The organism is Streptomyces sp. Edi4 (assembly GCF_040253615.1).
In the GTDB taxonomy this organism is placed as follows: domain Bacteria; phylum Actinomycetota; class Actinomycetes; order Streptomycetales; family Streptomycetaceae; genus Streptomyces.
Genome location: NZ_JBEJGY010000004.1, coordinates 1,885,781 through 1,898,427, shown reverse-complemented (window position 1 = coordinate 1,898,427; position 12,647 = coordinate 1,885,781). Strand labels below are relative to the sequence as shown.

The following is a 12,647-nucleotide window of genomic DNA, read 5'->3' as shown; positions in this document are numbered from 1 at the left end:
AGGATTTGTACGAATGGGAGCCGAAGGGCCTCGCAGTCGTCGACATGGCGCTCGCGCAGGAGTCGGCCGGCCTGGTCATGCTGTACCACTTCGACGGCTACATCGACGCGGGTGAGACCGGCGAGCAGATCGTCGAGAAGCTGCTGGACACACTGCCCCACCAGGCGGTGGCCCGCTTCGACCACGACCGGCTCGTGGACTACCGCGCCCGTCGCCCGCTGCTGACGTTCCGGCGCGACCGCTGGACGGACTTCGAGGTGCCCGCTCTCGAAGTGCGCCTCGTGCAGGACGCCACGGGCGCGCCCTTCTTGCTGATGTCGGGCCCCGAGCCGGACGTCGAGTGGGAGCGCTTCGCGCTCGCCGTGCGCCAGATCGTCGAGCGTCTCGGTGTGCGTCTGTCCGTCAACTTCCACGGCATCCCGATGGGCGTGCCGCACACCCGCCCCGTGGGCCTCACCCCGCACGGCAACCGCACGGACCTCATGCCCGGTCACCGTTCACCGTTCGACGAGGCGCAGGTCCCCGGCAGCGCCGAATCGCTGATCGAGTACCGCCTGATGGAGTCCGGCCACGACGTCCTGGGTGTCGCCGCGCACGTCCCGCACTATGTGGCGCGTTCGTCCTACCCGGACGCCGCGCTGACCGCCCTGGAGGCGGTCACGGCCGCCACGGGCCTGGTCCTGCCGAGCGTCGCGCACGGCCTGCGTACGGAGGCGCAGCGCACGCAGACCGAGATCGAGCGGCAGATCGGCGAGGGCGACGAGGAACTGGTCAGCCTGGTCCAGGGACTTGAGCACCAGTACGACGCGGTGGCGGGCGCCGAAGCGCGCGGCAACCTGGTCGCAGAACCCGCGGACCTGCCGTCGGCGGAGGAACTTGGCCGGGAGTTCGAACGTTTCCTCGCCGAGCGTGAGGGCGACGTCTGAGGAGGCGCTTAAGCTTCGGCTCATGCTGAAGGTGGGCCTGACCGGCGGTATCGGCGCCGGCAAGAGCGAAGTGTCACGGCTCCTCGTCTCCTACGGAGCCGTACTGATCGACGCGGACAGGATCGCGCGCGAGGTCGTCGAGCCCGCAACCGCGGGCCTGGCGGCGGTGGTTGAGGCGTTCGGCCCCGCGATCCTGACCGAGGACGGCGCACTGGACCGCCCCCGCCTGGGCGCCATCGTCTTCTCGGACCCTCAGAAGCTGGCGGCGCTGAACGCGATCGTGCACCCGCTGGTCGGAGCGCGCTCGGCCACGCTGGAGGCGGAAGCCGGACCCGACGCGGTGGTTGTGCATGACGTGCCGCTGCTGACGGAGAACGGCCTGGCGCCGCTGTACGACTTGGTCGTCGTCGTCGACGCCGCGCCCGAGACCCAGCTGGAGCGCCTGGTACGGCTGCGCGGCATGACGGCGGACGAAGCCCGCGCCCGCATGGCCGCCCAGGCCGACCGGGACCAGCGGCTCGCCATCGCCGATCTGGTCATCGACAACAACGGCGTTCTGGAGGCGCTGGAGCCGCAGGTGCGCGAGGTCTGGGCGGAGTTGGTGAAGCGCGCCGGGCGCTAGCGGACGCGGGACCGCTCGGGGCGTACGCGGGGCGCGCTCATGAGCCGGCGCGTATCGAAACCGTGGGGATTCCCTCATCATGCTGGGTTTCCCCGGCCCATGCCGCCAAGCGGGGCCGAGGCGCCCTACGATCTCGCTGTGCTCTTCGTACTGGCGGGTTTCACCGTCCTCGGCGGCCTCGTGGCACTGCTCGCCGGAGCCTACGGGCTGCGCGAGACCCGGCGCGCCGAGCGGGCGGGCGCCTTCGCGTGGGCGCTGGTGAAGCCCGCGCCGCAGGGGGCGACGCGGCCCCTGTTGCAGTTCGAGACGGTCGACGGCGACGTCTTCGAACTCCCTTCGCCCATCTCGCCCAGCCGCCGTGAGCCCCTGCCGCCGGGCGCCTGCGTGCGGGTGTCCTACGACCCGGAGAACCCGCGCACCATCGTGCTCCTGGGCCGTCAACGTACCGTCGTCGACCGGGCGTTCATGGCGGCGGGCGCGGTCATCGTGCTGCTCGGGCTGACCGTGGCGGCGACCGCGCTCTGAGCCGCGCGCCCGGACCTTTGCCGTCGGCACGCGTACGGAATACCCGAGCCGGGCATGGCGTTGACATCGCGCAGCAGAGGGAAAGGACAGGCACGTGGGCGAGAGCACCCCCGAGACGCACGTCATCGACTTCCGCGCCGCCGAGCAACTGCTGGCTGCCAGGGATCCACGTGGCGCCGTCAAACTCCTCGACTCGGTGGTCGCGGTTCATCCAGAGAACACGGCTGCCCGCCTGCTCAGGGCCCGCGCCTTCTTCGCCTCGGCCCAGCTCCGTTCCGCCGAACTGGAATTCCAGCTGGTCCTGGAACGCGAACCGGACAACGCCTTCGCGCATTTCGCCCTGGCCCGTACTTATGAACGCCAGGCGCGCCCGGACCACGCCACCCGCCACTTCCGCCTGGCGGCAGCGCTGGATCCCAAGCCGGAGTATGTGGCCGCGGCGCGGTTCGAGGGCGACGCGGAGTAGGAGGCGAGCACCGGCCCGGCGCGACCATCGCAGGCGCCCCTGGCGGGGTGACGGTCGGCCTGTGCCCGGGCCGGCCGCTGTGTCATCGGCTGCGCGGCGGCTCGTACGGGGGGACGTCACGGCCGGGCTGATAGTGCGGGCCCTGCCGGATATGGCGGACGATCATGACGAGGTCCATGACGATCACCGCGGCCAGCACCGCGCAGGCCGCCATCCACCCGGGCCGCCCTTCCACGGCGAAGCCGGCCGTACCGCCGAGGGCCCAGATCAGGCCCCAGACGCTCAGCCAGAGCCGCATCCGCAGGGGGCTGCGGGCAGTGATCGGTTCGTTACCCGTGCGCGGCATAGTGATCGCCTCTTCAGGAGGTGTACCCGCTGAGGCGGAGGTGAAAGCTGCCGGGCGCTGGGGATCCCGGGGCCGAGCTCCTTTGACGCCGCCGGCCCCCGTCGCCGTCGCTCAGGCCGCGTCCTGAATGCGGCGGTACGGCGTTGACCGGGTGGCTAGGGTGGCGCGCATGCCGCTCCCCGACGACCTTCCCCGGACGCTGCTCGACCTCGCCGTACCGCACGAGGACATCAACGAACTCACGGCGGTCGCCGCCCAGTTCACCGCGGATCCCGCGCTCGGCGACCTCCTGGAGCACGCGGCGCGCGCCCTCGTCGAGAACATCGGCACCTTGGATGTCCATCCCGCTCCGCCCGCCCCGCCCGAGGGCCTGGGCGATCTGGAACGCTGGTTTCCCGTCTGCGCCGTCCTCGCCGCGCTCCCCCGCACCAGGGCCTACCACCAGGAGCGGAACATCCCCGAGGACATCGCCCGCCATACCCTCGCCGACCTCGGGCGGCACATCGCACTGCACCGCAGACGGCACGGAAACGGCGGTCTCCTGACGCCTGGCTGGCTGCGGCTGCACGCGCGCGGGGAGATCTACCAGCTCGGGCGGCTCCAGTTCCAGCGCGCGGTGCTCGGCCGGCGCACGAGCCAGGCCGCCCGCGCGGCAGGCCTCGACGTCCGGCCGGGCGATCCGTGCCTGAACCTGCACATTCCTGACTTCCTGGGCCCGTTGACGCCCCGGGCGTGCGCCGATTCTCTCAGGCGCGCCAGGGCGTTCTTCGCCCGGCACTTCCCCGAGGAGCGCCACCAGGTGGCCGTCTGCCACTCCTGGCTGCTCGACGAGCAGCTGCGAGACCACCTGGCCGAGGACTCCAACATTGTCCGCTTCCAGGGTTTGTTCCGTATCGCTTACAGAAGCGACGACCCGGCGGACGGCGAACCCGTCGGCTTCGTCTTCGGGGATCCGGGTCTGCGCGTGGCGGACCTCCCGCGCCGCACCTCATTGCAGCGCGCCGTCACCGGGCACCTCCTGAACGGCGGGCACTGGTATGTGGGCCACGGCTGGTTCGCGCTGTAGGAGCCGGCCGGCGCGTGCGTGTGCGTCGCATTCCAGCCGGCCGACGGGGCCGGGGCGGACTCAGTGCACGAAGCTGTAGCTGCGCCAGGCCGCGGCTCTGGGCGCCGCATTGTCGGTGAGCCGGCTGCCGATGTACGTCGTGTCCTTGCCCGTGCAGTCGGGCGTCCTGTACATGACCATGTCGACCAGCGTGTTGTTGAGGACCTGCTTCGTGCCCGCCGGCGGCAGCCGGTGGCAGCCCCGGACCTTCGGGCTGGTCAGCGTAGTGGAGCGGTCCGACCCCGCCGTGTAGCTGATGGTGCCGACCGCCGTACGCCCGAGGCTGGAGCAGGCGGTCGTGGCAAGGGCGAGCAGCACGGCCCCGGTGACGATCCGCGTGCGGCGACGACGGCGCGAAGGGGCGGGGGACTGGGACGCGGTCACGGACATGAGTGGTCCTCGTCTGTACGGCATGGCTGCGGCGGTCAGTGTCGCCAGCCTGCCCCGTGCCGGTGCCCCCGGCATCTGGTGTGCCCCGTGGATAGCCCGCCCGGGCGACGGGCCCGCGCCGCGCCATCCGGCCCCGCACGACGTCCCGCCCGCCCCCACGCGTCCGCCTTCACGCGTCCGCCTCCACGCCCGCCCGGCGCAGCCCGGCTCCGGAGGTGCTCGGTTCGGACGCGCCCCGGTCTTTACGCGCGGGCCCACCTCGGGGTACGAGAGAGATTGCGGAGCCCGCAGCCGGGCACGCGCTCCGTGCCGAACGCCCCGCGCGCTGCGGCGCCGCCCTGCTCGAAACCTGTCGGAAGGCGCACGAACTGATGGAACCCGTCCGTACGACCCACCAGGGAGCGGTACGAGGACGTCTCGTCGCCGACGACGTTGCCGCCTTCCTCGGCATCCCGTTCGCCGCGCCCCCCTTCGGGGAGGCACGCTTTCGCGCTCCGGCACCCGCCCTCCCCTGGGACGGCGTGCGTGAGGCGTTCGTCCCGGGCGCGAGCATGCCCCGCGCCCCTTACGCACCTCCCTTCGACACCCTCATCCCCGACGAGGGCGCCCAGGGCCAGGACTGCCTGAACCTCAACGTGTGGACACCGCATCCGGCGCCGGGCGGCGGCCTGCCCGTAATGGTGTGGATCCACGGCGGAGCCTTCGCCAACGGCTCGGGCTCGGCGTCCTCCTACGACGGAAGCGCCTTCGCCCGCGACGGCGTGGTCTACGTCAGCGTCAACTACCGGCTCGGTGCCGACGGCTTCCTCAAGCTGCCCGACCGGCCCGACAACCGCGGCCTGCTCGACCAGATCGCCGCCCTGGAATGGGTGCGCGACAACATCGAGGCCTTCGGCGGCGACCCCCACCAGGTGACCGTCTTCGGCGAGTCGGCGGGTGCCATGAGCATCGGCGCCCTGCTCGCCCTGCCGCGCGCCCGTGGCCTCTTTCGACGCGCCATCTTGCAGAGCGGCGCCGCCCACCACTTCCTGCGGCCCGGCTCCGCCGACCTGATCACGGGCCGCCTCGCCGAAAAGCTCGGCATCGAGGCGAGTGCCGAGGACTTCGCCGCCGTCCCCCTGGAAGACCTGCTGCGCGCGCAGGCCGAGCTGCGCGGCGAGATCGGGGCGAACCCGGACCCGCGGCTGTGGGGGGAGGCGGCGCTCAACATGATGCCGTTCGAGCCCGTCCTCGACGAGCTCCCACTGCCCTCGGCGCAGTGCGGGGTGGAGTTCCTTGTCGGCAACAACCAGGAGGAGTACCGCCTGTTCCTGGTGCCCACCGAACGCATCGACGTCCTGCCGAGGTCCCGCCTGGAGCTGGCCGCGGCGGCGTACGGACTCGACCCGGACAAGGCACTGCCCGTCTACGAGCGGCGCCGCCCCGAGGCGGTGCCCGGCGAACTGTTCGACGCCGTCACCACCGACTGGTTCTACCGGATCCCGGCCCTGCGCGTCGCCGAGTCGGTACCCGGCACCCACGTGTACGAATTCGCCCACCGCTCCCCGGCCCACGGCGGCCGCCTCGGCGCCTGCCACGCCTCCGAGCTCGCCTACGTCTTCGACCGGCTCCACGACCCCTCCTACGCCGCGATGCTCGGCCCCCGCCCCCCACAAGCCCTCGCGGACGCGATGCACGGCGCCTGGGTGGCCTTCGCGAAGACCGGCGACCCCGGCTGGGCGCCCTACGACACCGAGCGCCGCACCACCCGGGTCTTCGGCACCGAACCGGGCCTCGAACACGACCCGCGCGGCGACGAACGTGCCTTGTGGGAGGGGGTGCGCTGAGGCCGTGAGGCCCATTGTCAGACCCCGCCCGTAAGGTCGTAGATCAGTCGCGGACCACGCGACGGACCACGACCGCGCGGACGAAGGGAGGTGAGCGGCGATGGACCGGCCGACACCGATGCGCCACGCCGAGCAGCCGCCGGCGACCTCAGGCAAAGGCGGTCCCGCGCCGAGCGAGCAGTCCTTGCGGCCGCCCGCGCGCGCCCAGCGGTCCACCACGCCCTACGGCGCCCCCACCGCCAGGGCCGTGAGCGACGGCGCCGCGCCCGCGGCCCGCGCCTGGCCCGGCGTGACGGCGGCCGCCGTGTTCCTGCCCGCGGGGCTGCCCCGCGAAGGCAAGATCGCCTTCTGGGACCCGGACCAGGATCCGCCGCCGCACGGACCGTCCGGGCCGGACGCGGAAGTGGCCGAGCTGACCGTGGTGCGCCGCCACGGCGCGGGCGCCCGCAGCCGCAAGGTCGCCGCCCTCCTGGTCCCCGTCGCCGAAGCCCTGCCCCTGCTGATCGAGGCCCGGCACCATCCCGCCGCCCACCCGGCCGCCGCCTGCTGGGGCGCGGCCGCGCTGCACGCCCTGCACCTCGTCGCACGCGGCAGGCTGCTGCCCGGCCTCACCCCCACCAGCCACGACGCCTGGCGGGCCGGCCCGCTGGACGCGGACGACATCGCGCAGCTACGCGCCATCGCCGCCGCCATGCCGCATGAGGCGTACGCGGTGCCCGTCCCCGGCCGGGGCGCGCTCCAGCTGCCCGAGCCCGAAGCCCTCGTACGCGCCTTCCTCGACGCCGTCGCCGACACCCTGCCCCGTACTCCGGCCGCCGCCCACGCCGCTGGTGCGCCCTTCGCCGCGACCACCGCCCAGCACCTGCCCGGCGCACACGCCTGGGCGGCGGAGGCGGCCGCCGGCATGGACGCGGGCGTCCGGGTCTCACTGCGCCTCGACCTCAACGCCTACGACCTGTTCGACACGGCGTCCCAAGAACGCGCGGAACCCGCCGCCCCCCTAGCGACCGGGACGGCCGAGGCGTCCGAGGCGCCCGAGGAAGAGGAACGCGAGACCCGGCGCGCGGGCTCGGCGATCGTCCAGGTGCACAGCCTCGCCGACCCGACCCTGGTCGTCGACGCCGCCCGCCTCTGGGCGAACGAGCTGCCCGACAGCACGGCCACCACAGGGCGCACGAGGTCAACGGCGGTCACCGGCAGCGCAGTTGACGCGTTCGGACCGCGCGCCCGAGTCGACGCGCTGCTCGCCCTGCGCCGCGCCGCCCGCGTCTGGCCCCCGCTTGGACTCCTCCTCGAACGCGGCGTCCCGGACGTCCTGCCGCTCACCGAGACCGAGCTGTACGAACTGCTGGGTGAGGCATCGGCGCGGCTGGCCGCAGCCGGCGTCACCGTCCACTGGCCGCGTGAACTGGCCCGCACCCTCAGCGCCACCGCCGTCGTACGCCCCGCGCCCGGCTCCGCCACCGACGGCACCTCCTTCTTCGACGCCGAACAACTCCTCGCCTTCAACTGGCAACTGGCGCTCGGCGGCGAGCCGCTGACCGAAGCCGAAATGGACGTGCTCGCCGAAGCCCACCGCCCCATCGTGCGGCTGCGCGACCAATGGGTGGTGGCCGACCCCGAACTCGTCCGCAAAGCCAGAAAACGCGACCTCGGACTGCTCGATCCGGTGGACGCGCTGTCCGTCGCCCTCACCGGCACCGCCGACGTCGACGGCCAGAGCGTCCAAGCGGTCCCCACCGGCGCGCTCGCGGTGCTGCGCGACCGCCTCCTGGAAGGACCCCCGGCAGCCGAACAACCCCCGGCGCTCAACGCGACACTGCGCGACTACCAACTACGCGGCCTGGCCTGGCTGGACATGATGACCTCCCTGGGCCTCGGCGGCTGCCTCGCCGACGACATGGGCCTCGGCAAGACGATCACCCTGATCGCCCTGCATCTGCGCCGCGCCCGCCCCGAACCCACCCTCGTGATCTGCCCGGCCTCCCTGCTCGGCAACTGGCAGCGCGAGATCGCCCGCTTCGCCCCCGGCGTCCCGGTCCGCCGCTTCCACGGCGGCAGCCGCACCCTGGAGGGCGCCGACGGCGGATTCGTCCTCACCACCTACGCCACCATGCGCACCAGCGCGCCCCAACTGGCAGCCCGCGCCTGGAACATGGTCGTCGCCGACGAGGCACAACACGTCAAGAACCCGTTCTCGGCGACCGCCAAAGCACTACGCACCATCCCCGCCCCTGCCCGGGTCGCGCTCACCGGCACCCCCGTGGAGAACAACCTCTCCGAACTGTGGTCCCTGCTCGACTGGACCACGCCGGGCCTGCTCGGCCCCCTCAAGGCGTTCCGTGCCCGCCACGCCCGCCTGGTGGAGAACGGCGAGGACGACGCCGCCGCCGACCGCCTCGCCCGCCTGGTCCGCCCCTTCCTGCTGCGCAGGAAGAAGTCCGACCCGGGCATCGTGCCCGAGCTGCCCCCCAAGACACAGACCGACCACCTCGTCCCGCTCACCCGCGAACAAGCCGCCCTGTACGAGGCGGTGGTCCGTGAAGTGATGGCCGCCGTCGAAGCGGCCGAAGGCATCGCCCGCCGCGCCCAGGTCATGAAACTGCTCACCGCGCTCAAGCAGATCTGCAACCACCCCGCGCAGTACCTCAAGGAGCAGACCCCCCGCCTCACAGCCCGCTCGGGCAAGCTGACCCTGCTCGACGAACTCCTCGACACCATCCTCAGTGAAGACGGCGCGGTCCTTGTCTTCACCCAGTACGTCTCGATGGCCCGGCTGCTCACCCACCACCTCACCGCACGCGGCGTGCCCTGCCAACTGCTCCACGGAGGAACACCGGTGGCCGAACGCGAGCGCCTGGTCGACGCCTTCCAGGGCGGCGAAGTCCCCGTGTTCATCCTGTCCCTCAAAGCCGCCGGAACCGGCCTCAACCTCACCCGCGCCGGCCACGTCATCCACTACGACCGCTGGTGGAACCCGGCCGTGGAGGAACAGGCCACCGACCGCGCCTACCGCATCGGCCAGACCCAGCCCGTCCAGGTCCACCGCTTGATCACCGAAGGCACCGTCGAGGAAAGCATCGCGCGGATGCTGGAAGAAAAACGCCGCCTCGCCGACGCCGTCCTCGGCTCGGGAGAGAGCGCCCTGACCGAACTCACCGACCGCGAACTGGCTGACCTGATCTCCCTGCGGAGAGCGCCATGACCCCACGCCCCCCGATCCGCGCCCCCCGCCACGACGACCGCCGCCGCACCTACCCCGCACTGGGCGCCCGCTCCGATCGGACCGGCACCTGGTGGGGCGACGCCTGGGTGCGGGCCCTGGAAGAACTGGCCCTGGACCCCGCCCGCCTGGCCCGCGGGGCCGCCTACGCGCAGGCCGGCCACGTGGACGCGATCACCGTCACCCCCGGCCGCATCACCGCCTACGTACACGGCTCACGCCCTCGCCCCTACCGTACGGAACTACGCCTGCGCACCCTGCCCGACCCGGCGTGGGAACAATTCCTGGACACCGCGGCGCGCACGCCCGCGCACATCGCCGCGCTCCTCGACAAGGACCTGCCGCACGACCTGGCCGACGAGGCCGAACTGCTGCCCGCGTCCGGCGACCTCATCCCCGACTGCTCCTGCCCCGACGACGGCTACCCCTGCAAACACGCGGCGGCCCTGTGCTACCAGACCGCCCGCCTCCTGGACGAAGACCCGTTCGTGCTGCTGCTCATGCGCGGACGCGGCGAGCAGGAGGTCCTGGCCGCACTCACCCGGCGCAACGCCGCCCGCATGGCAGTGGAAAGAGTCCCGCCCCGGCCCCAACTCCCCACCGTCCAGGCCCGCTCGGCCCTCGCCCCACGCACCCGGCCACCCCTGCCACCCCCCTTCCCGACACCCGCGAGACCCGGCCACCCGCCCGCCTTCCCCGACGTGCACGGCGGCCCCGACCCACTGTCCCTCGACCTCCTCGCCACCGAAGCGGCCCTTCGCGCCCACACCCTGCTCACCACCGGACAGGACCCCATCGCCCCCCTGACCACCTGGCAGGACGCCGTGCGCCTCGCCGCGGCCCACCCCGGATCCGGACTCACCTCCACCACCCGTGCCCTGTACACCGCACTGGCCCGGGCCACCGACCGCACCCCCACCGACCTCGCGCGCGCCGTGGCCGCCTGGCGGCAGGGCGGCATCGAGGCGCTGAGCGTCCTGGAGACGCCCTGGGACCCGCCGGCCGGCCCCTTCGACCGGGCCCGGCCGGCCCTGAGCGCCGCCGGATTCCCCGGCTTCCGCCCCAGCCGCAACCGGCTGTCCACCCCCACGATCCAACTCCGCTACGGCCGCGACGGACTCTGGTACGGATACGAATCGGACCCCGACAGGGAGGACTGGTGGCCCCGGGGCGCCCCGGACGCGGACCCGGTGGGGGCGCTCACCGCCCGGCTCGGCGCCTGACACCCCGCTCCGGCGCCTGACACCCCGCTCCGGGGCCCGGCACCGGAGCCGGACCGGGCACCCGGAGTCGCGGACGCGGCGTCGGACAGGTGTGCCGCCCGGCACCGACGTCAGCCCGCCACCTCAGGCGTGGCAGCCCTGCGCTGGACCGGACGCGGCCGCTCGAGCCGCGTCACCACACGGGAGTGGAACAGATCGACGGCCGCGTCCACCCCACGGATGAACGCGGTCTCCGCGTTGCCGCGCGCACCGCCCACGCCCTTGGACAGCGAAAGCCGGAACCCCGTGATCCGCTCGGACCCCTTCGGCAACAGAGTTCCCGGTTCGGGACGCAACTTCTCCAGAGTGCCGCGCGGGCCCACCGCGTCCCCTTCGAGCAGCGTCTGCACATGCACGTCGGCCGGCCGCCTCGGCGAGCTGCCGCATCGGCCGCTTCACCCAGGACAGCGGATAGCCCTGCTCGGGCGCCGCGATCTCGATGGACGTCCGCAGCCGCCCCACCCGCAGATCGGCGACGACGCCCAGAATGCCGGGCACCCCTTCCACCCGGATTTCCGCGCTCAACTGCCCGTCCACGCACAGCCGGTGCGCCAGCTCCGCGCGGCGCGAAACCGGATCGCTGCCACGCCTGGCCCGCTGCACGGGCACCACCTTCGTGCCGAGCTCACCACCCAGCCGCAGACACACCTGGCGGATCAGCCGCTCCCAGCTCTCGACGACCTGGACCGAACGCGGATCGCCCGGCGTCAGCGTCTCCTCATCGATACCGTTGCGCACCGGAACCCAGGCCGGCCCCATGTTCTGGAAACCATGGCACCCGGAGTTGTCATGCCGGAGATAGTGCAGCAGATCCTGCAGCAGCCAGGCGTAGCAGCACGGATGTGGCCCGCATCTCACGCTCACGGTCGCTCTTCAGGGAGGACGCGGGGAACAACCGGGCGCCGCGCCACGTGTCGTTGACGGCGAGCGAAGGCTTCGGCGCCTTCGGCAGCGTCACCTTCTTCTTGGCCGTACGCAACCGCCGTGCCGGCGCCGGTGCCGCGTCCGCATCGGGGGCGGCGCCGGGCGCGGGGGCGGCCGCAGGTGGCTCGGATCCACCCGGTTCGGCGGCGCGCGGCGCGGGCACGGACGCCAACGCGGCCCGGTCGTCGGCCTGGACGTGGGCCCGGCCATCGGTCGGCGCGCCGGGCCGCGTGTCGAGGGGACCGCCCGCGTCGGCGTCGGGGACCACCCTCTCGATGGCCGGGCCGGCGGTGCCGTCGTCGACCACGACCTCGTGGAAGCCCGGCGACTCGTCCTGCTCGCCGTCCTGGTCGCCGTCCTCGTCGATCTCGATGCCGTAAACAGTGGCGAGCCCGGCGAGCCCGGAGTCGTGCCCCTGCCCAGATGGCCCGGAACTTCCACGCCTCCGCGCGCCGGTAGACCTCGCCGAAGACGAACGCGCTCTCGGTACCGGCGTCAGCGATGGAGAACCCGAGCATGGCCTCGCCGGAAGCGTCCGTCACGACCAGGCGGATGTTTTCCAACTCGCCGAAATGCGCGCGCCGGTACCGGCTGGCCGCGATGGTCACCCGGTCGATGTCCTGCGGGAGCGCCGCCAGGTCGAGCCGGATCCTGTCCTCGCTGCCGTTCTCCGTCACAGCCGCGCCCAGGAGCTGCACGCTGCCGTCGGTCGCGGCCGGGTTGTTGTAGTAGAAGAAGTCGGCGTTGCCGCGCACCTTGCCCGTCCGCGCCGAGCAGCAGCACCGAGACATCCGCGTCGCCCTCGCCGCTCGGGCTGCTCCAGCTCAGACTGACGATGACGGGGTCGGCGTTCTCACTGAGCGCCGTGAAGCCCACGTTGGCACCCTTGACATTTCGTGCATGAAGATCCCCCCACGGGACGGAGGGCCGTACGGGCATGGCCGAACTGCCCTCTGCTCACGGAAAGGTTGTTGCCCTCCCCAAGAGCGCTCACGAAACCTACTGGTCGAGAAGCCGGGCCCCTCGCGAAAG

The 12,647-nt window shown here is 72.7% G+C and carries 11 protein-coding genes and 1 pseudogene; 8 read left to right on the top strand and 4 right to left on the bottom strand.

The features are described 5' to 3' along the window. Positions 1-44: 44 nt before the first annotated feature. The 4 genes from ABR738_RS10650 (at position 45) to ABR738_RS10635 (ending at position 2,539) form a co-directional block, all read left to right on the top strand. Positions 45-926 carry a PAC2 family protein gene (locus ABR738_RS10650; RefSeq protein WP_388457482.1) on the top strand — a complete coding sequence of 294 codons (882 nt, stop codon included), beginning with the start codon at positions 45-47 and terminating at the stop codon, positions 924-926. Positions 927-948: 22 nt separating this feature from the next. Then, on the top strand, positions 949-1,548 hold the full coding sequence (coaE, locus tag ABR738_RS10645) for a dephospho-CoA kinase (protein WP_350229724.1): 600 nt from the start codon (positions 949-951) through the stop codon (positions 1,546-1,548). Positions 1,549-1,686: 138 nt separating this feature from the next. Next, complete coding sequence (locus ABR738_RS10640; protein ID WP_350229723.1) at positions 1,687-2,073, top strand: DUF3592 domain-containing protein; 387 nt, start codon at positions 1,687-1,689, stop codon at positions 2,071-2,073. 94 nt (positions 2,074-2,167) lie between these two features. Continuing rightward, complete coding sequence (locus ABR738_RS10635; protein ID WP_350229722.1) at positions 2,168-2,539, top strand: tetratricopeptide repeat protein; 372 nt, start codon at positions 2,168-2,170, stop codon at positions 2,537-2,539. An 82-nt stretch (positions 2,540-2,621) separates the two neighbouring features. On the opposite strand, the gene ABR738_RS10630 is transcribed toward ABR738_RS10635, so the two are convergent. Continuing rightward, entirely contained in the window at positions 2,622-2,885 is a 264-nt protein-coding gene (locus tag ABR738_RS10630) for a DUF6343 family protein (RefSeq protein ID WP_350229721.1), read from the bottom strand. Positions 2,886-3,054: 169 nt separating this feature from the next. On the opposite strand from ABR738_RS10630, the gene ABR738_RS10625 reads away from it, so the two are divergent. Next, entirely contained in the window at positions 3,055-3,951 is an 897-nt protein-coding gene (locus tag ABR738_RS10625) for an acyltransferase domain-containing protein (RefSeq protein ID WP_350229720.1), read from the top strand. A 60-nt stretch (positions 3,952-4,011) separates the two neighbouring features. Here the strand turns inward: ABR738_RS10625 and ABR738_RS10620 are convergent, their stop codons facing one another. Beyond that, positions 4,012-4,380, bottom strand: a complete 369-nt coding sequence (locus tag ABR738_RS10620) for a hypothetical protein (protein WP_350229719.1) — start codon at positions 4,378-4,380, stop codon at positions 4,012-4,014. Between the two features lie 371 nt (positions 4,381-4,751). On the opposite strand from ABR738_RS10620, the gene ABR738_RS10615 reads away from it, so the two are divergent. The 3 genes from ABR738_RS10615 (at position 4,752) to ABR738_RS10605 (ending at position 10,652) form a co-directional block, all read left to right on the top strand. Then, positions 4,752-6,206 carry a carboxylesterase/lipase family protein gene (locus ABR738_RS10615; RefSeq protein ID WP_350229718.1) on the top strand — a complete coding sequence of 485 codons (1,455 nt, stop codon included), beginning with the start codon at positions 4,752-4,754 and terminating at the stop codon, positions 6,204-6,206. 100 nt (positions 6,207-6,306) lie between these two features. Next, a complete protein-coding gene (locus tag ABR738_RS10610) occupies positions 6,307-9,411 on the top strand; it encodes an SCO1167/SCO6262 family helicase (RefSeq protein WP_350229717.1) in 3,105 nt (1,034 codons plus the stop codon). After that, positions 9,408-10,652: an SWIM zinc finger family protein gene (locus tag ABR738_RS10605; protein ID WP_350229716.1), complete on the top strand. Its 1,245-nt coding sequence runs from the start codon at positions 9,408-9,410 to the stop codon at positions 10,650-10,652. The genes ABR738_RS10610 and ABR738_RS10605 overlap by 4 nt, the downstream gene beginning before the upstream one ends. 110 nt (positions 10,653-10,762) lie before the next feature. Here ABR738_RS10605 and ABR738_RS37740 read toward each other — a convergent pair. Both ABR738_RS37740 and ABR738_RS37735 read right to left on the bottom strand, forming a co-directional pair. Next, positions 10,763-11,522 (bottom strand): annotated as a pseudogene (locus ABR738_RS37740) (hypothetical protein); the annotation flags it as partial. 29 nt (positions 11,523-11,551) lie between these two features. Then, positions 11,552-12,406, bottom strand: coding sequence for a TerD family protein (locus tag ABR738_RS37735; protein WP_502964063.1), 855 nt, complete (start codon positions 12,404-12,406; stop codon positions 11,552-11,554). Positions 12,407-12,647 lie beyond the last annotated feature (241 nt).